Origin of the sequence: Pseudomonas sp. P9_35 (genome assembly GCF_034008205.1) — a bacterium.
In the GTDB taxonomy this organism is placed as follows: domain Bacteria; phylum Pseudomonadota; class Gammaproteobacteria; order Pseudomonadales; family Pseudomonadaceae; genus Aquipseudomonas; species Aquipseudomonas kilonensis.
In genome coordinates this window covers 4332854-4354490 of record NZ_CP125373.1, presented here as the reverse complement: position 1 = coordinate 4354490, position 21637 = coordinate 4332854, and the positions used below count along the sequence as shown (strand labels likewise).

The 21637-nt window shown below is 61.4% G+C and carries 25 protein-coding genes; 18 read left to right on the top strand and 7 right to left on the bottom strand.

The window, feature by feature from the left end; translation table 11 throughout:
* Window positions 1-53: 53 nt before the first annotated feature.
* From QMK47_RS19080 to QMK47_RS19065, 4 genes are all read left to right on the top strand, one after another.
* Window positions 54-527 (top strand): MarR family winged helix-turn-helix transcriptional regulator, encoded by a 474-nt coding sequence (locus tag QMK47_RS19080; protein WP_058546840.1) that lies wholly within the window; start codon window positions 54-56, stop codon window positions 525-527.
* A complete protein-coding gene (locus tag QMK47_RS19075) occupies window positions 524-1993 on the top strand; it encodes an efflux transporter outer membrane subunit (RefSeq protein WP_320389100.1) in 1470 nt (489 codons plus the stop codon). The genes QMK47_RS19080 and QMK47_RS19075 overlap by 4 nt, the downstream gene beginning before the upstream one ends.
* 15 nt (window positions 1994-2008) lie before the next feature.
* Complete coding sequence (locus tag QMK47_RS19070; protein ID WP_320389098.1) at window positions 2009-3205, top strand: HlyD family efflux transporter periplasmic adaptor subunit; 1197 nt, start codon at window positions 2009-2011, stop codon at window positions 3203-3205.
* A 163-nt stretch (window positions 3206-3368) separates the two neighbouring features.
* Complete coding sequence (locus QMK47_RS19065) at window positions 3369-4898, top strand: DHA2 family efflux MFS transporter permease subunit (RefSeq protein ID WP_258688806.1); 1530 nt, start codon at window positions 3369-3371, stop codon at window positions 4896-4898.
* 179 nt (window positions 4899-5077) lie between these two features.
* Here the strand turns inward: QMK47_RS19065 and QMK47_RS19060 are convergent, their stop codons facing one another.
* Window positions 5078-5827: a UDP-2,3-diacylglucosamine diphosphatase gene (locus QMK47_RS19060; protein WP_320389096.1), complete on the bottom strand. Its 750-nt coding sequence runs from the start codon at window positions 5825-5827 to the stop codon at window positions 5078-5080.
* A complete protein-coding gene (locus QMK47_RS19055) occupies window positions 5824-6327 on the bottom strand; it encodes a peptidylprolyl isomerase (RefSeq protein WP_018608900.1) in 504 nt (167 codons plus the stop codon). Before QMK47_RS19055 ends, QMK47_RS19060 begins: the two co-directional genes overlap by 4 nt.
* Before the next feature lie 249 nt (window positions 6328-6576).
* Between QMK47_RS19055 and QMK47_RS19050 the strand changes: the two genes are divergently transcribed.
* The 3 genes from QMK47_RS19050 (at window position 6577) to QMK47_RS19040 (ending at window position 10327) form a co-directional block, all read left to right on the top strand.
* On the top strand, window positions 6577-8274 hold the full coding sequence (locus QMK47_RS19050; protein ID WP_053180562.1) for a glutamine--tRNA ligase/YqeY domain fusion protein: 1698 nt from the start codon (window positions 6577-6579) through the stop codon (window positions 8272-8274).
* 21 nt (window positions 8275-8295) lie between these two features.
* On the top strand, window positions 8296-9678 hold the full coding sequence (gene cysS, locus QMK47_RS19045; protein WP_320389094.1) for a cysteine--tRNA ligase: 1383 nt from the start codon (window positions 8296-8298) through the stop codon (window positions 9676-9678).
* Between the two features lie 193 nt (window positions 9679-9871).
* The gene (locus tag QMK47_RS19040) at window positions 9872-10327 is read left to right on the top strand and encodes a DUF2214 family protein (protein ID WP_024617932.1); all 456 of its coding nucleotides are present in this window, start codon (window positions 9872-9874) and stop codon (window positions 10325-10327) included.
* Window positions 10328-10517: 190 nt separating this feature from the next.
* On the opposite strand, the gene csrA is transcribed toward QMK47_RS19040, so the two are convergent.
* Window positions 10518-10712: a carbon storage regulator CsrA gene (gene csrA, locus QMK47_RS19035; protein WP_003179932.1), complete on the bottom strand. Its 195-nt coding sequence runs from the start codon at window positions 10710-10712 to the stop codon at window positions 10518-10520.
* 247 nt (window positions 10713-10959) lie between these two features.
* On the opposite strand from csrA, the gene QMK47_RS19030 reads away from it, so the two are divergent.
* Window positions 10960-11325, top strand: coding sequence for an SPOR domain-containing protein (locus tag QMK47_RS19030; RefSeq protein ID WP_214510648.1), 366 nt, complete (start codon window positions 10960-10962; stop codon window positions 11323-11325).
* Between the two features lie 124 nt (window positions 11326-11449).
* Here the strand turns inward: QMK47_RS19030 and QMK47_RS19025 are convergent, their stop codons facing one another.
* Both QMK47_RS19025 and QMK47_RS19020 read right to left on the bottom strand, forming a co-directional pair.
* Window positions 11450-12139, bottom strand: a complete 690-nt coding sequence (locus QMK47_RS19025) for an endonuclease (RefSeq protein ID WP_253476365.1) — start codon at window positions 12137-12139, stop codon at window positions 11450-11452.
* A gap of 5 nt (window positions 12140-12144) precedes the next feature.
* The gene (locus tag QMK47_RS19020; protein WP_003203653.1) at window positions 12145-12393 is read right to left on the bottom strand and encodes a DUF1654 domain-containing protein; all 249 of its coding nucleotides are present in this window, start codon (window positions 12391-12393) and stop codon (window positions 12145-12147) included.
* Window positions 12394-12641: 248 nt separating this feature from the next.
* Here QMK47_RS19020 and QMK47_RS19015 point away from each other — a divergent pair, with 248 nt between their 5' ends.
* The 8 genes from QMK47_RS19015 to QMK47_RS18980 all read left to right on the top strand — a co-directional run bounded on the left by QMK47_RS19015 (window position 12642) and on the right by QMK47_RS18980 (window position 20198).
* Window positions 12642-13088 carry a hypothetical protein gene (locus QMK47_RS19015; protein WP_320389093.1) on the top strand — a complete coding sequence of 149 codons (447 nt, stop codon included), beginning with the start codon at window positions 12642-12644 and terminating at the stop codon, window positions 13086-13088.
* 146 nt (window positions 13089-13234) lie between these two features.
* Window positions 13235-14191: a sugar ABC transporter substrate-binding protein gene (locus QMK47_RS19010; RefSeq protein WP_214510651.1), complete on the top strand. Its 957-nt coding sequence runs from the start codon at window positions 13235-13237 to the stop codon at window positions 14189-14191.
* A 58-nt stretch (window positions 14192-14249) separates the two neighbouring features.
* Window positions 14250-15803 carry a sugar ABC transporter ATP-binding protein gene (locus tag QMK47_RS19005; protein ID WP_063320392.1) on the top strand — a complete coding sequence of 518 codons (1554 nt, stop codon included), beginning with the start codon at window positions 14250-14252 and terminating at the stop codon, window positions 15801-15803.
* Entirely contained in the window at window positions 15800-16777 is a 978-nt protein-coding gene (locus QMK47_RS19000) for an ABC transporter permease (RefSeq protein WP_013693780.1), read from the top strand. The genes QMK47_RS19005 and QMK47_RS19000 overlap by 4 nt, the downstream gene beginning before the upstream one ends.
* Before the next feature lie 3 nt (window positions 16778-16780).
* On the top strand, window positions 16781-17800 hold the full coding sequence (locus tag QMK47_RS18995) for a LacI family DNA-binding transcriptional regulator (protein WP_258688802.1): 1020 nt from the start codon (window positions 16781-16783) through the stop codon (window positions 17798-17800).
* Between the two features lie 23 nt (window positions 17801-17823).
* Window positions 17824-18738, top strand: coding sequence for a ribokinase (rbsK, locus tag QMK47_RS18990; protein WP_320389091.1), 915 nt, complete (start codon window positions 17824-17826; stop codon window positions 18736-18738).
* Window positions 18735-19139, top strand: a complete 405-nt coding sequence (gene rbsD / locus QMK47_RS18985) for a D-ribose pyranase (protein WP_320389090.1) — start codon at window positions 18735-18737, stop codon at window positions 19137-19139. Before rbsK ends, rbsD begins: the two co-directional genes overlap by 4 nt.
* Before the next feature lie 30 nt (window positions 19140-19169).
* On the top strand, window positions 19170-20198 hold the full coding sequence (locus tag QMK47_RS18980) for a nucleoside hydrolase (RefSeq protein WP_253476352.1): 1029 nt from the start codon (window positions 19170-19172) through the stop codon (window positions 20196-20198).
* 47 nt (window positions 20199-20245) lie between these two features.
* On the opposite strand, the gene QMK47_RS18975 is transcribed toward QMK47_RS18980, so the two are convergent.
* Window positions 20246-20443 (bottom strand): hypothetical protein, encoded by a 198-nt coding sequence (locus QMK47_RS18975; RefSeq protein ID WP_003203634.1) that lies wholly within the window; start codon window positions 20441-20443, stop codon window positions 20246-20248.
* 128 nt (window positions 20444-20571) lie between these two features.
* Here QMK47_RS18975 and QMK47_RS18970 point away from each other — a divergent pair, with 128 nt between their 5' ends.
* The gene (locus QMK47_RS18970; RefSeq protein WP_320389088.1) at window positions 20572-20877 is read left to right on the top strand and encodes a hypothetical protein; all 306 of its coding nucleotides are present in this window, start codon (window positions 20572-20574) and stop codon (window positions 20875-20877) included.
* 161 nt (window positions 20878-21038) lie between these two features.
* Window positions 21039-21353 (top strand): I78 family peptidase inhibitor, encoded by a 315-nt coding sequence (locus tag QMK47_RS18965; RefSeq protein WP_253476347.1) that lies wholly within the window; start codon window positions 21039-21041, stop codon window positions 21351-21353.
* Between the two features lie 68 nt (window positions 21354-21421).
* Here the strand turns inward: QMK47_RS18965 and QMK47_RS18960 are convergent, their stop codons facing one another.
* Window positions 21422-21634, bottom strand: coding sequence for a cold-shock protein (locus QMK47_RS18960; RefSeq protein ID WP_003179963.1), 213 nt, complete (start codon window positions 21632-21634; stop codon window positions 21422-21424).
* Window positions 21635-21637 lie beyond the last annotated feature (3 nt).

The following is a 21637-nucleotide window of genomic DNA, read 5'->3' as shown; positions in this document are numbered from 1 at the left end:
AAGCAGTAATATCTCGACATACATTCACTGCCTAGGCAGCAAACGGTGGTCAGATGAAGCATTTCACCCCAGACAACTTTCACAATTGCCATCTCGGCATGCTGCTCGGCCGTACCGCGCTGCTCAAGGACCGGATCATCGACACTCATATGGAACCCGTCGGCATCACCGCCGCGCAGTTCAAGGTGTTGATCATCATGGCCCAGTACGGCATCGAGACGCCGGCCGAGCTGTGTCGTTACCTGTCCCTGGACAGCGGCTCGATGACGCGGATGCTCGATCGCCTGGAGCAGAAAGGTTTCCTGGCCCGTGAACGCTCCGCCCAGGACCGCCGGCAAGTGCGCCTGGTGTTGACCGAAGCCGGCCAGGCCCTGGCCGATCGCCTGCCGTTTATCGGTGCCGAGGCCATGAACCAGTTGGCCAGCGCCATCAGCCCCGAGGAGCTGCAAACCCTCGAACAGATCCTCAAGAAAATTCTGCTCGCCGCCGGTGACCCCATCACCGTGTCGCGAATGGGGGAAAAATGAAGCGTAAAACCTTGCGTACCCGATTAAGCCTGGTGGTCTTGGCCATGAGCCTGGCGGGCTGTGCCAGCTACAGCGGCCTGAAGACCGAAGGCGTCAACCTGGAGGCCCAGAGCCTCAAGGCCGGGCAATCCCTGAACGGCGTCACGCTGTCGCAGGCCGCGTGGCCGAAAAGCGATTGGTGGAAGAGCCTCGGCGACCCGCAACTCGACGGCTTGATCCGTGAAGCCCTGCGCGATAGCCCGGACATGCAGATCGCCAGCGCCCGGGTGCATCAGGCCAGTGCCGCCGCCTATGCCGCCAACGCGGCGCGCCTGCCGACCCTGGATGCCAGCGGCGGCGCCAGCCGTTCGCGGCTGTCCCGTGACCAGGACCCGCAAGGGCAGGGCGGGGCGTACAGCACGCTGCGCACGTTAGGTGTGGACTTCAATTACAACTTCGACCTCTGGGGCGGCCAGCGTGCCGCCTGGGAAGCCGCCCTCGGCCAGGCCCGCGCCGCCGAGATCGATCGCCAGGCCGCGCAACTGACCCTGGCCGCCGACGTGGCCCGGGCCTACAGCGACCTGGGCCAGGCCCACATTATTCATGACCTGGCCTCCGAGGACCTCAAGCGCACCCGGCAGATGCTCGACCTGGGCAAGCGCCGCCTCACTGCCGGGATCGACAGCGAATACCAGTTCCAGCAGACCGAAAGCCTGGAAGCCAGCGCCGACGCAACCCTGATCGACGCAGAGAAACGCCTGCAAAGCGCCAAGATTGCCCTGGCGGTGTTGTTGGGCAAAGGTCCGGACCGCGGCAATGAAATTCCCCGGCCCAACGTGCTGCAAGCCAGCGCGGTCGCCTTGCCGTCGAACCTGCCGGCCGAGTTGCTGGGGCGGCGCCCGGACCTGGTCGCGGCACGCTGGCGGGTCGAGGCGGCGAGCAAGAACATCGAGGCCGGCAAGACCAACTTCTACCCCAATCTCAACTTGAGCGCAGCCGCCGGAACCCGGTCGTTGCTGGGCGATGCGATGTTCGGTTCGGCCAGCCGCTTCTTCAATGTGGGGCCGACGGTGTCGCTGCCGATCTTCGATGGCGGCCGCTTGCGGGCGGACCTGGATGCCCGGGACGCCGATTACGACCTGGCGGTGGCGCAATACAACAAGAGCCTGGTCACGGCCCTTGGGGATGTCAGCGACACCATCAACCAATTGCGTGACATCGCTCGCCAGATCGGCGCCCAGCAACATGCCACCGATATCGCACAGAGCTCCTACGACACGGTGGTCCAGCGCTACGGCTCGGGCATCGGTAATTACCTGGACGTGTTGAGCATCGAGCAGCAATTGCTCCAGGCCCAGCGCCAACTGGCGAACCTGAATGCCGACCAGATCGATTTGTCGATCCAACTGATGCAGGCCCTGGGCGGCGGTTTCGAGGCCCAGACCCTGGCGGCGGCCACCCCGGCCGCTACCACGCCAAATAACTGATTCGAGGTACTTGTCATGGCGACTGCCGAAACGACTCAATCCGAACATGCGCAAGACAGCAACCCACGCAAGCGCAAGGTCATGCTGCTGACACTGACGCTGCTGGTCATTCTTTCGGGCCTGGGCGTCTGGGCCTGGTACGAACTGTATGGTCGCTGGGGTGAAAGCACCGACGATGCCTATGTGAACGGCAACGTGGTGGAAATCACGCCGCTGGTCACCGGCACCGTGGTGAGCATCGGGGCTGACGACGGCGACCTGGTGCGTGAAGGCCAGGTGCTGGTGCAGTTCGACCCGAACGACGCCGAAGTCGGGCTGCAAAGTGCCCAGGCCAACCTGGCCCGGACCGTGCGCCAGGTGCGTGGTTTGTACAGCAACGTCGATGGCATGCGGGCGCAGGTCAATGCGCAAGAGGCCGAAGTGCAGAAGGCCCAGGAAAACTACAGCCGACGCAAGAACCTGGCGGCCGGCGGGGCGATTTCCAAGGAGGAACTGTCTCACGCCCGGGATGACCTGACCTCGGCGCAGAACGCCTTGGCCAATGCCCGGCAGCAGCTCAAGACCACCAGCGCCTTGGTGGACGATACCGTGGTGTCGTCCCATCCCGACGTGCAGTCCGCCGCCGCGCAACTGCGCCAGGCCTTCCTGGCCAACGCCCGCAGTACCTTGATCGCACCGGTCACCGGTTATGTCGCCAAGCGCACCGTGCAACTCGGCCAACGGGTGCAGCCGGGCACGGCGTTGATGGCGGTGATCCCGCTGGATCAGCTGTGGATCGACGCCAACTTCAAGGAAACCCAACTGCGCGACATGCGCATCGGCCAGCCGGTGGACATCGAAGCCGACCTGTACGGCAGCGATGTGAAGTACAGCGGCACCATCGACAGCCTTGGCGCCGGGACCGGCAGCGCGTTTGCCTTGCTGCCGGCGCAGAACGCCACCGGTAACTGGATCAAGATCGTCCAGCGGGTGCCGGTGCGCATTCACATCAATGCCCAGGAACTGGCCAAGCATCCGCTGCGGGTCGGCCTGTCGACCCTGGTCAACGTCGACCTGCACGACCAGAGCGGTCCGGTACTGGCCCAGCAGCCACCGCAGAAAGCCTCGTTCAGCACCCAGGTCTACGACCAGCAGTTGACCGATGCCGACGCGATGATCGCCCGCCTGATCCACGACAACAGCGCAGTGGCCAGCAAGACGGTGCAGCGCTAGTCAGCTACAGCGTTGAACCTGTGGGAGCGAGCTTGCTCGCGATTGCGGCGGGCCAGCTTGCATCCTGGGGACTGGCATACCGCTATCGCGAGCAAGCTCGCTCCCACAGGGTTTGTGTCTTGCCCTAAGGGATTTCGCCACCTTCGCTTCATAGGATTTCGCAATGAGCAATAACGCGTCTTTCACGCCGCCCAGCCTGTTGCTCAGCACCATCGGGCTGTCGCTGGCGACGTTCATGCAGGTGCTCGACACCACCATTGCCAACGTCGCCTTGCCGACCATTTCCGGCAACCTGGGTGTCAGCTCGGAGCAGGGCACCTGGGTGATTACCTCGTTCGCGGTGAGCAACGCCATCGCCTTGCCGCTTACCGGCTGGCTGAGCCGGCGGTTTGGCGAGGTGAAGCTGTTTTTGTGGGCGACGATGCTGTTCGTGCTCGCGTCGTTCTTGTGTGGTATTTCCACCTCGATGCCGGAGCTGATTGGCTTTCGTGTACTTCAAGGGCTGGTGGCCGGGCCGTTGTATCCGATGACCCAGACCCTGCTGATAGCCGTGTACCCGCCGGCCAGGCGCGGCATGGCCCTGGCGTTGCTGGCGATGGTCACGGTGGTGGCGCCGATTGCCGGGCCGATCCTCGGCGGCTGGATCACCGACAGCTACAGCTGGCCGTGGATCTTCTTCATCAACGTGCCCATCGGCGTCTTCGCGGCGCTCGTGGTGAAACAGCAGCTCAAGGCGCGGCCGGTGGTCACCAGCCATCAACCGATGGATTACGTGGGGCTGATCACGCTGATCATTGGCGTCGGTGCGCTCCAGGTGATCCTCGACAAAGGCAACGACCTGGACTGGTTCGAATCGAATTTCATCATTATGGGTGCGCTGATTTCGATCATTGCCCTGGCGGTGTTCGTGATCTGGGAAATGACCGACCGTCACCCGGTGGTCAATCTCCGGCTGTTTGCCTATCGCAACTTCCGCATCGGCACCATCGTGCTGGTGGGGGGCTATGCCGGGTTCTTCGGCATCAACCTGATCCTGCCGCAGTGGTTGCAGACACAGATGGGCTACACCGCGACCTGGGCCGGGCTGGCGGTGGCGCCCATCGGCATCCTGCCGGTGCTGATGTCACCCTTCGTCGGCAAGTACGCCCACCGGTTCGACCTGCGTGTGTTGGCCGGGCTGGCGTTCCTGGCCATGGGGCTGAGCTGCTTCATGCGTGCCGGGTTTACCAATGAGGTGGATTTCCAGCACATTGCGATGGTGCAGTTGTTCATGGGCATCGGCGTGGCGCTGTTCTTCATGCCGACCCTGAGCATTCTGATGTCGGACCTGCCGCCGCACCAGATTGCCGACGGCGCGGGGCTGGCGACGTTCCTGCGGACCCTGGGCGGCAGCTTTGCCGCGTCCCTGACCACCTGGATCTGGATCCGTCGGGCCGACCAGCATCACGCCTACCTGAGCGAAAGCATCAGCACTTTCGAGCCGGCCACCCGCGAAGCACTCAACCAACTCGGTGGCGCGAGTGCCCCGGCCTATGCCCGGCTTGAACAGGTCCTCAACAGCCAGGCATACATGCTCTCCACCGTGGATTACTTCACGCTGCTGGGGTGGGCGTTCATGGGGTTGATCATGCTGGTGTGGCTGGCGAAGCCGCCGTTTGCGGCGAAGGCTGGGCCTGCATCGGCGGGGCATTGATCCAGAAGTGGAATGCAGTCCACTGTGGAAGCGGGCTTCTGTGGGAGCCGAGCTTGCTCGCGATGAGGCCCTTCCAGTCAATATCTCTGTTGTCTGTTACGCCGCCATCGCGAGCAAGCTCGGCTCCCACAAAAGCTTGGCTCCCACAGAAGCCCGCTCCCACAGGGGCTGTGGGGTCTTTAAGTGCTTGGCAACGCCAACTGCGCATTACCGAACCCAAATGGCGCCAACGCAAACCCTTGTTCATCCACCTGCAACGCCCAGCCTTGCTTGTCCCAATCCCCCAGCACGATGCGCCGGGCGGCGTGTTCGCCCAGTTGCAGCTTGTGGATGGCGGGTCGATGGGTGTGGCCGTGGATCAAGGTCTTCACGCCGTATTGCTGCATGATCCGCGGGATCTCTTCGGGTGTGACGTCGACGATGTCATTGGCTTTCATGCGTGTCTGCGTGCGGCTTTCGTTGCGCAGTTTGCGCGCCAGTTTCTGCCGGCTGCCCAGCGGCAGGTGCCGCAGGACGAACAGCGTGACCGGGTTGCGCAGCCAGCGCCGCAGCTTCATGTAGCCTTCGTCGCGGGTGCAGAGGCTGTCGCCGTGCATCAGCAGCACCGGCTCGCCATTGAACTGCACGACACTCGGGTCCTTGAGCAGGGTGCAGCCGGCCGCTTTGCAAAAGGCCTGCCCCAGCATGAAGTCGCGATTGCCGTGCATCAGGAAGATGGCCGTGCCGCTGTCGCTCAATTCGCGCAGGGCCTGGCAGATGGAACGCTGGAACGGCGTCATGGCATCGTCGCCGATCCAGGCTTCGAAAAAGTCGCCCAGAATGTACAACGCTTGCGCCGAGCGGGCGCGTGTGGCGAGTAAATCCAGAAACGCCCGGGTGATGTCCGGGCGCTCCTCTTCCAGATGCAAGTCTGAAATCAGCAATATCACTCAACGATCTCGGCTTTCTCGATGATCACGTCTTCTGCCGGGACGTCCTGGTGGCCGGCCTTGGACGTGGTGGAAACGCCTTTGATCTTGTCGACCACGTCGGTGCCTTCGATCACTTCACCGAACACCGCATAGCCCCAGCCCTGGGTGGTCTTGCCGCTGTGGTTCAGGAAGCTGTTGTCCGCCACGTTGATGAAGAACTGTGCGGAGGCCGAATGCGGCTCCATGGTACGGGCCATGGCAACGCTGTACTTTTTGTTCGGCAGGCCGTTGTCGGCTTCGTTCTGGATGCTTGGGCGCTTGTCTTTCTTTTCCTTCATGCCTGGCTCGAAACCGCCGCCCTGGATCATGAAGTTGCCGATGACGCGGTGGAACACGGTGTTTTCGTAGTGGCCGGCGTTGACGTATTCGATGAAGTTGGCCACGGTCAGCGGCGCTTTCTCGGCGTTCAGTTGCAGGACGATGTCACCGTGGTTGGTGGTCAGTTTGACTTTGCTCATGATCGGTACTCTTTCAAGGAATTCGTGGGTTTCGGGGCTTCACTGCCCGCAACCGGTCTGGCTGTAATCGGCCAGGCTGGGCAGTTTAGCGCGCCGGGCACGAATTTCGAGGCTGTTTTTCATCTGGTCGTCGATTAAATTCAATCGTTTGCCGGCCTGGCCTGTCAGGTGCTTGACAGCATCGGCTATGATACGGGCTTTGATTTATCAGGCCGTACCCGGCCGCGCACTTGTCTGTTCAAGGATCCTATGAGCAAGCCCACTGTCGACCCTACCTCGAATTCCAAGACCGGCCCGGCCGTGCCGGTCAACTTCCTGCGCCCGATCATCCAGGCGGACCTGGACTCGGGTAAGCACACACAGATCGTCACTCGCTTCCCACCAGAGCCCAACGGCTACCTGCACATCGGCCATGCCAAGTCGATCTGCGTGAATTTCGGCCTGGCCCAGGAGTTCGGCGGCGTCACGCACCTGCGTTTCGACGACACCAACCCGGCCAAGGAAGACCAGGAATACATCGACGCGATCGAAAGCGACGTCAAGTGGCTGGGTTTCCAATGGTCCGGTGAGGTGCGCTACGCCTCGCAATATTTCGACCAGTTGCACGACTGGGCAGTGGAACTGATCAAGGCCGGCAACGCCTACGTGTGCGACCTGACCCCCGAGCAGGCCAAGGAATACCGTGGCAGCCTGACCGAGCCGGGCAAGAACAGCCCGTTCCGTGACCGCAGCGTGGAAGAGAACCTGGACCTGTTTGCCCGCATGCGCGCCGGTGAGTTCCCGGACGGCGCTCGGGTGCTGCGCGCCAAGATCGACATGGCTTCGCCGAACATGAACCTGCGCGACCCGATCATGTACCGCATCCGTCACGCCCATCACCACCAGACCGGCGACAAATGGTGCATCTACCCCAACTATGACTTCACCCACGGCCAGTCGGACGCCATCGAAGGCATCACTCATTCGATCTGCACCCTGGAATTCGAAAGCCATCGTCCGTTGTACGAATGGTTCCTCGAGCACCTGCCGGTGCCGGCCAACCCGCGCCAGTACGAATTCAGCCGCCTGAACCTGAACTACACCATCACCAGCAAGCGCAAGCTCAAGCAACTGGTGGACGAGAAGCACGTCAACGGCTGGGATGACCCGCGCATGTCGACGCTGTCGGGCTTCCGTCGTCGTGGCTACACGCCCAAGTCGATCCGCAATTTCTGCGAAATGGTCGGCACCAACCGTTCCGACGGCGTGGTGGACTTCGGCATGCTGGAATTCAGCATCCGTGACGACCTCGACCACAGCGCCCCGCGCGCCATGTGCGTGCTGCGTCCGCTGAAAGTCGTGATCACCAACTACCCGGAAGGCCAGGTCGAGAACCTCGAGTTGCCGCGCCACCCGAAAGAAGACATGGGCGTGCGCGTCCTGCCGTTCGCCCGGGAAATCTACATCGACCGTGAAGACTTCATGGAAGAGCCGCCGAAAGGCTACAAGCGCCTGGAGCCTACCGGCGAAGTGCGCCTGCGTGGCAGCTACGTGATCCGCGCCGACGAGGCCATCAAGGACGCCGACGGCAACATCGTCGAACTGCGTTGCTCGTACGATCCCGACACCCTGGGCAAGAACCCGGAAGGTCGCAAGGTCAAGGGCGTGATCCACTGGGTGCCGGCCGCCGCCAGCGTCGAGTGCGAAGTGCGCCTGTACGATCGCCTGTTCCGTTCGCCGAACCCGGAAAAGGCCGAAGACAGCGCCAGCTTCCTGGACAACATCAACCCTGACTCCCTGCAAGTACTCACTGGTTGTCGTGCCGAGCCTTCGCTGGGCAATGCACAGCCGGAAGACCGTTTCCAGTTCGAGCGCGAAGGTTACTTCTGCGCGGATATCAAGGACTCGAAACCCGGTGCTCCGGTATTCAACCGTACCGTGACCTTGCGCGATTCCTGGGGTCAGTGATCAAGTCTTAAGGGAAACCCTGTGCTTACGATCTACAACACGCTCACCAAGAGCAAAGAAGTCTTCAAGCCGCTGGATGGCAACAAGGTCCGCATGTACGTCTGCGGCATGACCGTGTACGACTACTGCCACATTGGTCATGGCCGCAGCATGGTCGCCTTCGACCTGGTAACCCGCTGGCTGCGATTCAGCGGTTATGACCTGACCTACGTGCGCAACATCACCGACATCGAAGACAAGATCATCAACCGTGCCCGTGAAAACGGCGAGCCTTACGATGCGCTGACCGAGCGGATGATCAAGGCCATGCACGAGGATGAGGCGCGCCTCAATATCCTCAAGCCGGACCTGGAGCCTCGTGCCACGGACCACATCCCTGGCATGCTGAGCATGATCCAGACCTTGATCGACAAGGGCTACGCCTACGCACCGGGCAATGGCGACGTGTACTACCGCGTCGCCAAGTTCATGGGCTACGGCAAGCTGTCGCGCAAGAAGATCGAAGACCTGCGCATCGGCGCGCGTATCGAAGTCGACGAGTCGAAAGAAGACCCGCTGGACTTCGTGCTGTGGAAGGGCGCCAAGCCGGGTGAGCCGAGCTGGGCGTCGCCGTGGGGCGCCGGGCGTCCGGGCTGGCACATCGAATGCTCGGTGATGTCCACCTGCTGCCTGGGCGAGACCTTCGATATTCATGGCGGCGGCAGTGACCTGGAGTTCCCGCACCACGAAAACGAAATCGCCCAGAGCGAAGCAGCCACCGGCAAGACCTACGCCAACGCGTGGATGCATTGCGGCATGATCCGCATCAATGGCGAGAAGATGTCCAAGTCCTTGAACAACTTCTTCACCATCCGCGACGTGCTCGACAAGTACCACCCGGAAGTCGTGCGTTATCTGTTGGTGTCGAGCCACTACCGCAGCGCCATCAACTACTCGGAAGACAACCTCAAGGACGCCAAGGGTGCCCTGGAGCGTTTCTATCACGCGTTGAAGGGGTTGCCGAGCGTGCCGGCCGCTGGTGGCGAAGCCTTCGTGGCGCGTTTCACCGAAGTGATGAACGACGACTTCGGCACGCCGGAAGCGTGCGCGGTGCTGTTCGAGATGGTGCGTGAGATCAACCGCCTGCGTGAGAGTGATCTCAACGCGGCGGCTGGTCTGGCGGCTCGCCTGAAAGAACTGGCCAGCGTACTGGGTGTGTTGCAGCTCGAAGCCGATGACTTCCTGCAGGCCGGTGCCGAAGGCCGCGTGGACGCCGCCGAAGTCGAGGCGTTGATCCAGGCACGCCTGACTGCACGTGCCAACAAGGATTGGGCCGAATCCGACCGCATCCGCGACCAGCTCACCGCCATGGGCGTGGTGCTGGAGGATGGGAAGGGCGGCACGACCTGGCGTCTGGCGGACTAAGCCTTACGCAGTACCCACTGTGGGAGCGAGCTTGCTCGCGATAGCGGAATGTCAGGCAACATTGTTGTCGACTGATACACCGCCATCGCGAGCAAGCTCGCTCCCACATTTTTTTGTGGCCAGCCTGGCAATCATTGTTTTATGAGCTAGTACTGTCAGGTCGATTCGACGTTCTCTCTGACAGGGTTCTTCCATGTTGGCTCATTGGTCTCTCGCGGCAATTCATCTGCTGGCCTTCGCCCTCGGGTTCTGGGCGGTGCTGACGCGCGGCACGGCACTGCGACGACTGGCGAGCGGTGTGGATGCGGTTCGGGGTGTCTTGGTCGCTGACAACCTGTGGGGCCTGTCGGCGCTGGTGTTGTTGGTGACGGGTGGGATGCGGGCGTTTGGCGGGTACGAAAAAGGCACGGATTATTACCTGCACCAACCGCTGTTTCACCTGAAGATGACTTTGTTCCTGCTGATCCTGTTGCTTGAGATCGCGCCAATGATCGCCCTGATCAAATGGCGGATGGCGCTGGGCAAAGGGGCTGCGATCGATCCTTCGAAAGCCGGCCGGTTTGCACGGATCAGCCACATCGAAGCCTTGTTGCTGATCTTGATGGTGATCGCCGCCACGGGCATGGCACGCGGCGTGAGCCTGGGTTGACCGACCGCGAACGCCTGCTTCGTCATCATTAAAACGAAACGTCTGACAGCCATGCCAAGCGCCATGTCATTAGTATCGATTCAACGGGCAGGACGAAAAAAGGTGGGGGCAGGGTGAGGTACGGTCGACCAGAATCTTTAGCCAGCCATTGCGACGATGCAAACGGGCTGGCTACGGACTGCAGCAAGGCTCAGGGAGTTTGCGGCTTGTCGGGGGCAGTGAGGCCCGCCTGAATACGCTGGTAAATCTCTTCGCGATGCACCGCAACGTTTTTCGGGGCGTTGATGCCGATCCGGACCTGTTGGCCGCTTACGCCCAGAATGGTGATCGTGATGTCGTCACCAATGTTTATGCTTTCACCGACTTTGCGGGTGAGTATCAGCATGGTGTTCTCCTTGATTGCTTTATAGGGCACCTGATTCAGACAGTGCAGATGTCGGTACTGCTTATAGATTAGTGCTAAGTGTCACAATGTGGGTGCCTCTTTCTGACGTGCAGATGCAGCATTAATTCCCAGGGTGCGACTATACAGAGACGCCGGGCAGGATTCTCGTGTTTTGAGCACTGTTTGCGGCGATCTTGAGGGGCACGGGTGCTAAAATCCGTGCCTCATGTCTTCCGGGGGAAACGTTGTGCGCAAATTGGCTTGGGTTATTGCGGTATTGGTGCTGGCAGGATGCGGTGAAGGGCGTGACGTCGAAGCACCGAAACCCAAACCCGTAGCGACCTCCGCACCGGCCGCCGCTGCCGCCCCGCAGTGGGCCGTCGAGGTTCGCGGCGAAACGCCGCAGGCGGTCAGCGACCTGACCGGCTGGCTCATCGAACACAGCTTCATGTCGAACGTGGTGCGGGAAAACGGCAAGGAGCGCGTCCTGGTCGGTCCTTTCAGTTCCAAGGCCGAGGCTGAAGCCAAGCAGGAACAGGTGACGGCTGCCCTGGTCCGGGCGAAAAAACGCAACATCGAGACGTTGGTGGTGGATTACCCGACCACTCCATAACCGGACAGAACAAAACCTGTGGGAGCGAGCTTGCTCGCGATAGCGGTGGATCAGCCAATGTCGATGTTGGCTGACATGCCCCTATCGCGAGCAAGCTCGCTCCCACAGTTTCATACAAGCCAGGTCAGCCGCAGACCTTCATGTCCACCGGCCCCACGAACTCGTTGCCACGGCCCATGACGCACGCCACGCTCTGGTTGCGCTGACGCTCCCAGCTCTCGACCGGGTAGGTCTTGTCCCAGGCCTCATACAAGCGCCGGTCCTGATTCGAGAGGCGCAGGCCATATTGCTTGCTCATGTAGAAATAGGTCCGGGCGATCATCCCTCGGATAGAAGGGCGGGGCATGACCTTCTTGGCCTTGAAGTCCACCTGGGTCAGGCATGAGCCGTACTGACCCTTCTGCACCGGCAACCAGCCGAAACTGAAATTGCTGCGATCACCATTCACTTCCCCGATGCTCGGCACCAGGTTGTGCAGGTCGGCCTCGGCCCGTTGATAGACCGGGTCATAGCGGGTGCAGTTCTTGCGACCCCCTTGTTGCCAGCATTGACGCTGATGGCCGATCTGCCACGCCGGGACAATATGCTCCCACTCGATGCGAGCGGCGCGGCTGGCATTCTTGCGCGGTACATAACCGCAGGCGGCCAGGTTCACGCGATTGCCGGTGTATTTGCAGCCACAGTAAAACTCGGTGGATTGTGGTGCGTAGAGTTTCCAGGCGACTTTCTTGGCTTCGTTGAAGGTGCGCGGAGCACCGGCCTGTGCGCCCATGGCGAAAAACACAAGCAAAAAAGCTAAACAGCGAACACTCATCAGACTCAATCTTCCTTCGGCACAACCCAGAAAACCTGCACACCACCATCGTCGCGATAGGCGAGGGTCACGTTGTCGTTCTCGTCGATTTCTTCCAGCAGGCGCTCCCACTCATCCACCGGCTCGTCGGGAAGGCGGAAGATCAGGGCTGCCTTGGCTTTTTGCGCGGTGGGGGCGTTGATGATTTTCGAGACCCGCAGGCCGAGTCGTGTATAGGAATCTAAAGGGGTAGTTGCAGCGGAGGGCGGGGCCACAGGATTATCCTTATTAAGCTGTACGTGCGTACAGTATTTAACCGTAGGCAATTACGCAACTGCTTAAAATTAAAGAAAATCGTCTGACAGCACTTTTTTCGTTTTGGTGTAGGAGAAAGGAATTTTTTATTAGCTGGCATAAACGGGTGGTTCAACCGCTCTGGCCTGTGGCGGATTTGCGCGAGTGCTAAAGAAATTGTCTCAGCGGGCGATGTCCTGCGTAGGAATCCCATCCATGGAGTTTTGTCATGTCGTTTTCTATCGGCTTTCCCAATGCGGCGGCCGTGACCATTGGCGGTCAGTCCGCAGCTACCCTGAAGGCCTTGAACGAGGCGAGTACCGAGGCCGCCGATGAGGCCCTTGGCGAGACGCCAACGCCCGGCAAAGTCCGGACGGGGACGGGCGCGGAAGCGACCGGTCAGGCACAAGAGAGCGGCAGCACCCAGAGCATTGCCGTCCAGATTTTACTCAAGCGGATGCAAGAGCTTCAGCAACAGCTCAGGGAGCAGCAGCAACAACTGGCCGCCGCACAGGCGCAGACCTATCCAACCCCGGAAGCCAAGAACTCTTCGGTCATGGCGATTCAGGGACAGATCGCCGACACCAGTGGCGCGTTGCTGGAGGTCACCGGCCATTTGGTCACGGAGCTGGCAAAGGGCGCCAGTTCGGGTACGGTGGTCAATACGACGGCCTGAGCCTGGACGTTGAGCTGCGACGTTGCGGATGAAACCGCAACGTTGACAAATCCCCGAAGCCTTACCATAGTTCACTTCACGCAAACGTTTGCGCGGCGTTCCGTGCATTGATTTGCTCACAATAATCATAAGATCGGAGTGAACCCATGAAGTTGCCATTCGCTGGACGTCTTCTCGCTGTCGCCATGCTCGCGGCCGCATCCGCTGCGCTGCCTATCTCCTCGGCATTCGCCCAGACCACAGAAAAACCCAAGGTCGCCCTGGTCATGAAATCCCTGGCCAACGAGTTCTTCCTGACCATGGAAGACGGCGCCAAGGCGTATCAGAAGGAACACTCCGCCGATTTCGACCTGATCTCCAACGGGATCAAGGATGAAACCGACACCGCCAACCAGATCCGCATCGTCGAGCAGATGATCGTGTCCAAGGTCGATGCGCTGATCATCGCGCCAGCGGATTCCAAGGCCATGGTGCCGGTGATCAAGAAAGCCGTCGACGCTGGCATCACCGTGATCAACATCGATAACCAGCTCGATCCGGCCGTCGTCAAAAGCAAGAACATCAACGTGCCGTTCGTAGGCCCGGACAACCGCAAGGGGGCGCGCCTGGTGGGCGAGTACCTGGCCAAGCAGCTCAAGGCCGGTGACGAAGTCGGCATCATCGAAGGCGTGTCCACCACCACCAATGCCCAGGCACGCACCGCGGGCTTCAAGGATGCGATGGAAGCGGCGCAGGTCAAGGTCGTTTCCCTGCAATCGGGCGACTGGGAAATCAACAAGGGCAACCAGGTTGCCGCGTCGATGCTCAGCGAATACCCGAACATCAAGGCACTGCTGGCCGGTAACGACAGCATGGCGGTCGGCGCTGTATCGGCCGTGCGCGCGGCGGGCAAGGCGGGCAAGGTGCAGGTGGTCGGCTACGACAACATCAATGCCATCAAGCCGATGCTCAAGGACGGTCGTGTCCTGGCGACGGCCGATCAGTTCGCCGCCAAGCAGGCCGTGTTCGGCATCGAGACGGCGCTGAAGATCCTCAAGGGCGAAAAAGTCGACAGCGGTACCAACGGCGTTATCGAAACTCCGGTCGAGCTGGTGACCAAGTAGTTATCCTGGCGACACAACGGTGCTCGCCCATCCGGGCGAGCGCATTGGAGAGTTTGTTATGTCCGTTCGCGACCCGAACGCTGTCCTGTGCGTCAGCGGTATCGGCAAGACCTATGCCCAACCGGTACTGACCGACATCAACCTGACGTTGATGCGCGGTGAAGTGCTGGCGCTGACCGGCGAAAATGGCGCCGGCAAAAGCACCTTGTCCAAGATCATCGGCGGGTTGGTGACGCCGACGACCGGGCAGATGCAATTTCAAGGTCAGGATTATCGCCCTGGCAGCCGGACCCAGGCTGAAGAACTGGGCGTGCGCATGGTGATGCAGGAACTCAACCTGCTGCCGACCCTTTCCGTGGCCGAGAACCTGTTTCTCGACAACCTGCCCAACCACGGCGGCTGGATCAGTCGCAAGCAATTGCGCAAGGCGGCCATCGAAGCCATGGCCCAGGTGGGGCTCGATGCAATCGATCCTGACACGTTGGTTGGCGAACTGGGGATCGGTCACCAGCAGATGGTCGAGATCGCCCGCAACCTGATTGGCGATTGCCATGTGCTGATTCTCGATGAGCCGACGGCGATGCTGACGGCCCGCGAAGTCGAGATGCTCTTTGAACAGATCACTCGTCTGCAGGCTCGCGGCGTCTCGATCATCTACATTTCCCATCGCCTCGAAGAACTGGCGCGGGTCGCTCAGCGCATTGCCGTGCTGCGCGATGGCAACCTGGTCTGCGTCGAGCCGATGGCCAACTACAACAGCGAGCAACTGGTGACCCTGATGGTTGGCCGGGAGCTGGGCGAGCATATCGACCTGGGTCCACGCCAGATCGGCGCGCCGGCGCTGACCGTTAAAGGCCTGACACGCTCCGACAAGGTTCGCGACGTGTCCTTTGAGGTGCGCAGTGGCGAGATCTTCGGTATCTCCGGCCTGATCGGGGCAGGGCGCACCGAACTGCTGCGGTTGATCTTCGGTGCCGATACCGCCGACAGTGGCACGGTGGCGCTGGGTTCGCCGGCCCAGGTCGTGAGCATTCGCTCCCCGGCCGATGCGGTGGCCCATGGCATCGCGTTGATCACCGAAGACCGCAAGGGTGAAGGGCTGCTGCTGACCCAATCCATCGCCGCCAACATTGCCCTGGGCAACATGCCGGAGATTTCCAGCGCCGGCCTGGTCAATGGCGATGCTGAACTGGCCTTGGCACAGCGGCAGGTCGATGCCATGCGCATCCGCAGCTCCAGCCCGACCCAGTTGGTGTCCGAGCTGTCGGGCGGCAACCAGCAGAAAGTGGTGATCGGTCGTTGGCTCGAACGCGATTGCGCGGTCATGTTGTTCGATGAGCCGACCCGTGGCATCGATGTCGGCGCCAAATTCGACATTTACGCGCTGCTCGGCGAGCTGACTCGCCAGGGCAAGGCGCTGGTCGTGGTATCCAGCGACCTGCGGGAGCTGATGTTGATCTGTGACCGGATCGGCGTACTGTCCGCCGGGCGCCTGATCGACACCTTCGAGCGCGACAGCTGGACCCAGGATGACTTGCTTGCCGCCGCATTCGCCGGCTACCAAAAACGTGATGCGTTGCTCAACGAAGCAGCGCCTAGGGATTTTTCATGAAAACCGCATCTGCCGTCGGCAAATCGAGTGGCAATTTCTATGGCCTCGGGACCTACCTGGGCCTGGCTGGCGCGCTGCTGGCCATGGTCGCGCTGTTCTCGGCCCTGAGCAGCCATTTCCTGTCCTATGACACCTTCAGCACCTTGGCCAACCAGATTCCGGACCTGATGGTGCTGGCGGTCGGCATGACGTTCATCCTGATCATCGGTGGCATCGACCTGTCGGTGGGATCGGTGCTGGCGCTTGCGGCATCGACGGTCAGCGTGGCCGTGCTCGGCTGGGGCTGGAGCGTGTGGCCATCGGCCTTGCTCGGCATGGCCGTGGCGGCGCTGGCGGGTACTGTCACCGGTTCGATTACCGTGGCGTGGCGGATTCCATCGTTCATCGTCTCCCTCGGCGTGCTGGAAATGGCCCGGGGCCTGGCGTACCAGATGACCGGCTCGCGGACTGCCTACATCGGCGACTCGTTCGCCTGGCTGTCCAACCCCATCGCCTTTGGTATCTCACCTTCGTTCATCATCGCCTTGCTGGTGATCTTCATTGCCCAGGCCGTGCTGACCCGTACGGTGTTCGGCCGCTACCTGATCGGCATCGGCACCAATGAAGAAGCCGTGCGCCTGGCCGGTATCAATCCAAAGCCTTACAAGATCCTGGTGTTCAGCCTGATGGGCTTGCTGGCCGGTGTGGCCGCGCTGTTCCAGATCTCGCGCCTGGAAGCGGCGGATCCGAACGCCGGTTCAGGGCTTGAGCTGCAAGTCATCGCTGCCGTGGTCATCGGTGGCACCAGCCTGATGGGTGGGCGCGGCTCGGTCATCAGTACCTTCTTTGGCGTGCTGATCATCTCCGTGCTGGCGGCGGGCCTGGCGCAAATCGGCGCTACTGAGCCGACCAAGCGCATTATTACCGGTGCGGTGATCGTGGTGGCGGTCGTGCTCGATACCTATCGCAGCCAGCGCGCCAGTCGGCGGGGCTGAACCATGGCGACGATCAAGGATGTAGCAGCGCTCGCCGGGATTTCCTATACCACCGTGTCCCACGTGGTGAACAAGACGCGGCCGGTCAGCGAGGAAGTGCGGCTCAAGGTCGAGGCGGCCATCGAGCGCCTGGACTACGTGCCCAGCGCCGTGGCCCGGTCGCTCAAGGCCAAGACCACGGCGACCATCGGCCTGCTGGTGCCCAACAGCCTCAACCCTTACTTTGCCGAGTTGGCCCGGGGTATCGAGGATTACTGTGAGCGCAACGGCTATTGCGTGATCCTGTGCAACTCCGACGACAACGCGGACAAGCAACGCAGCTACCTGCGGGTGCTGCTGGAAAAACGCATCGACGGCCTGATCTTCGCGTCCGCCGGCGGTGATGTCGGCCTGGCCGAGGGGCTGTCCAACGTGCGCACGCCCATGGTGATCGTCGACCGCGGGCTCGACGGCGTCGACGCAGACCTGGTGCGCATCGATCATGAATACGGCGCCTACCTGGCGACCCGGCACCTGCTGGAGCTGGGCCATCGCGATATCGCCTTCATCGGTGGCCCGGCCGATACCAGCGTGGCGCAAATGCGTCTGGCCGGTTACTGCCGTGCGCTGAAAGAGGCCGGGATCGAGCTGCCCGTCGAGCGCATGCTCGAGAGCGATTTCACCAGTACCGGTGGCTACCGCGCCGCCGCGCAACTGCTTGAACAGCAGCCGCCGAGCGCGATTTTCGCGGCCAACGACATGATCGGCATCGGTGTACTGCGCGCCGCCGCTGAACGCAACGTGCGCGTGCCCAGCGAACTGTCGGTCATCGGTTTCGATGACATCCAGATGAGCCGTTATGTCTACCCGGCGTTGACCACGGTAGGGCAGTCGATCCTGCAGCTCGGCGAGATGGCGGCCGAAGTGCTGCTGCGACGAATTGCGACGCCGGGCCTTGCCACCGAGCAGCGGATCGTGACGCCAAGTATTGTCCTGCGAGAGTCGACTGCACCGCTGTCCGGTACATTCGCCCAATACCGCTGAACCGAATTGATGAGTAGTGATGTATGCCAGCAAAAGTAGTGGTAATAGGCAGCCTGAACATGGACCTGGTGACCCGGGCGCCGCGTCTGCCGCGCGGTGGTGAAACACTGATCGGCGAGTCGTTCGCAACCATCCCGGGCGGCAAGGGTGCCAACCAGGCGGTGGCCGCCGCGCGCCTGGGGGCGCAGGTATCGATGGTTGGTTGCGTGGGCAATGATGCCTACGGCGAACAGTTGCGTGGCGGGCTGTTGGCCGAGGGCATCGACTGCCAGGCGGTCAGCGTGGTGGAGGGGGCCAGCGGCGTGGCGCTGATCGTCGTCGACGACAACAGCCAGAATGCGATCGTTATCGTTGCCGGTGCCAACGGTGCGCTCACCGCCGAGGTCCTGGACAGTGTCGATGAAGTGCTGCAAGGCGCCGATGTCATCATCTGCCAGCTCGAAGTGCCGGATGCCACCGTCGGCCACGCCCTCAAGCGCGCTCGCGAGTTGGGCAAAATCGTCATCCTCAACCCGGCGCCAGCCTCCCGGACGTTGCCGGCCGACTGGTACACCTGCATCGACTACCTGATTCCCAATGAAAGCGAAGCAGCGGTCTTGAGCGGGCTGGCGGTGGATTCCCTGGAAACCGCCGAAGCCGCCGCGGCGCATCTGATCGCCGCTGGCGCCGGCAAGGTGATCGTGACCCTGGGTGCCCAGGGGTTGATGTTCGCCAACGGTGCCAGTTTCGAACACTTCCCGGCCCCGCGGGTCAAGGCAGTGGACACCACGGCGGCCGGAGACACCTTTGTCGGCGGTTTCGCGGCAGCCCTGGCGAGCGGCAAAAGCGAGGTCGACGCGATTCGTTTCGGCCAGGCCGCCGCCGCGCTGTCGGTCACCCGCGCGGGCGCGCAGCCTTCAATCCCCACGTTGCTGGAAGTACAGGCTTTCAAATCATGAAAAAGACGCCGTTGTTGAATGTGGCACTGTCACGACTGATCGCTTCCCTGGGCCATGGCGACAAGGTGGTCATCGGTGATGCCGGCCTGCCCGTGCCGCCCCAGGTCGAATTGATCGACCTGGCCCTGACCCATGGCATTCCTGACTTTGTCAGCACCTTGAAGGTGGTGCTCAGCGAAATGCAGGTGGAAAGCCATGTACTGGCCGAGGAGATCCTCGAAAAACAACCGTCGGCCCTGACGACCCTGGAGGCGCTGCATGCCGATGGTGCGCTGGGCGAGCGGGCGCTGGTCAGCCATGAACAATTCAAGATCATCAGCCGACAGGCGCGGGCGATCATTCGCACAGGCGAGTGCTCTGCGTACTGCAATATCGTGCTGGTCGCTGGAGTGACGTTCTAACCCTGTTCAACCCTGCACAAGGAGTGCGCCATGCACCGCTATGCTCAGAAAATGCATCAACTGATCCGGAGTCTGCTGCTTTTGTCATTGATCACTGCTACGGGCGCCCAGGCGGCGGAAAAAATCGACCTGATCATCGACACCGATCCGGGGGCCGATGACGTGGTGGCGCTGTTGTTCGCCCTGGCGTCGCCCGAGGAGCTGCATATCCGCGCGCTGACCACCGTTGCCGGCAATGTGCGCCTGGACAAGACCTCTCGCAACGCTCGCCTGGCGCGGGAATGGGCGGGGCGCGAAGACGTGCCCGTGTATGCCGGGGCGCCGAAACCGTTGATGCGCACGCCGATCTACGCGGAAAACATCCATGGCAAGGAAGGCCTGTCGGGTGTCACCGTGCACGAGCCGAAGAAGGGGTTGGCCGAAGGCAATGCCGTCAACTACCTGATCGACACCCTCAAGGCGGCCAAGCCCCACAGCATCACCATTGCCATGCTTGGCCCGCAGACCAACCTGGCCCTGGCACTGGTGCAGGAGCCCGACATCGTCCAGGGCATCAAGGAAGTGGTGATCATGGGCGGTGCGCATTTCAACGGCGGCAATATCACGCCGGTGGCTGAATTCAATCTGTTCGCCGACCCGCAGGCGGCCGAGGTCGTGGCCAAGAGCGGCGTGAAGCTGACGTACCTGCCGCTGGACGTGACCCACAAGATCCTCACCAGCGAAGCGCGCCTGAAGCAGATCGCGGCGCTGAACAACCATGCCAGCAAGCTGGTGGGCGATATCCTCAACGAATACGTCAAGGGCGACATGGAGCACTACGGCATGACGGGCGGGCCGGTGCATGACGCGACGGTGATTGCCTATCTGCTCAAGCCGCAGTTGTTCACTGGTCGTTCGGTCAATGTCGTCGTGGACAGTCGCGAGGGCCCGACGTTCGGTCAGACCATCGTCGACTGGTACGATGGCCTGAAAGCGCCGAAGAACGCGTTCTGGGTGGAAAACGGTGATGCCCAGGGCTTCTTCGACCTGCTGACCGAGCGCCTGGCGCGCCTCAAGTAACCTGCCTGGCTATGCGCCCGCAGGTTGGGCCTGCGGGTGCGTGAGCTTCAGTCCACGGCGTCGACGACGCTCGGGTAGCGTTCGAATGCCTGCTGGATGAAGTTGCGGGCGACCTCCGTCCCCAGTTCCCTCACCAGCAATTCTATGCCGATGATTGCCAATTCCTCGGGGCTGCTCGGGCTATAGGAGCTATGGCCCTCCGACCATTTGGCATTGATGGTGGCTTCGATGCTGACGGTGCTCATCGTAGGGCTCGCGAGTTGGAGGGCTGTAAGTGGAGTTAAGCATTTTTGCCCCCGGTTTGGCACTGCGACTTAGGCATTGGAAGAGGGCTGTGCGACACTCTTTTTTTTGTTTTTAAAGGAGCCCCGCCGTGCAGATCGATTTGAACGCTCCGGATGGCCTGACCCTCGAAGCGGTTCGTCAATTGCTGGCCTCGGCCAGTGACGACGAGCATACCCAGCTGCGCGTGACCAAGGGCGGTGTCGCCTATTTGTCCACGGGTGTGGTCGGTGGTGCGGACATCGATGGCTTGCTGTTTCGGCTCGAGACCTGGGCGAAGGGCTCGGGATACGTTGGGCGGGTCGCTGCCAGCGACGAGGTCTGGGTCATGCAGATCTACAATGCGCTGAAGGATAACTGGCCCAATCCTCCGTTCGATTACATCGACGTTTATTGAGCGGTGTTCATATCCAGTCACGATTCATGTCTGAACAGCAGTGGCGGCTCAGGCAAACTGCCGGTTTTCCGGATGAGCCAAGCCGAGACCTCCGGTGTTGAAACCAAGCGCCGTTTGGGTTGTCGCACGCTCTCTGTTTATCTATAGAAAAAGGAGGCTTCATGCCTTGGAAGCTCGCGTCATTGAGTACTCTGCTGGCCGCCGTGGTCTTGAGCGGTTGCAGCAGCACCTCGGAAACGACCCCCGAACCCGTGGCGACCGAGACCGGTAACGGCCGCTGCGAAGCAAAGGGCGCCGAGTTCGCCATTGGCAAGCAGGCCTCGCCACAATTGCTGGAGCAGGCTCGTACCCGTGCCGGCGCGCAGATTGCCCGGATCCTCAAGCCCAACGACATGGTGACGCTTGAGTACCGCTCCGATCGCCTGAACCTCAATACCGATGCCAACCTGGTGGTCAACCGGGTGAACTGCGGCTGACAGGCGGTTTTCAATCGCCCATAAAAAACCCCGTCACATGGACGGGGTTTTTTTAGTGCGCCGAGAAATTACTCTGGGCGAACCTGTGCAGCTTGCATACCCTTTTGGCCTTTCTCAGCCACGAAGGAAACGGTCTGGCCTTCTTTCAGGCTTTTGAAACCGTCGCTTTCGATAGCTTTGAAGTGTACGAACAGGTCGTCACCGCCACCTTGAGGAGTGATGAAGCCGAAGCCTTTTTCATCGTTGAACCATTTAACGGTGCCGGTTTGGCGATTAGACATGGT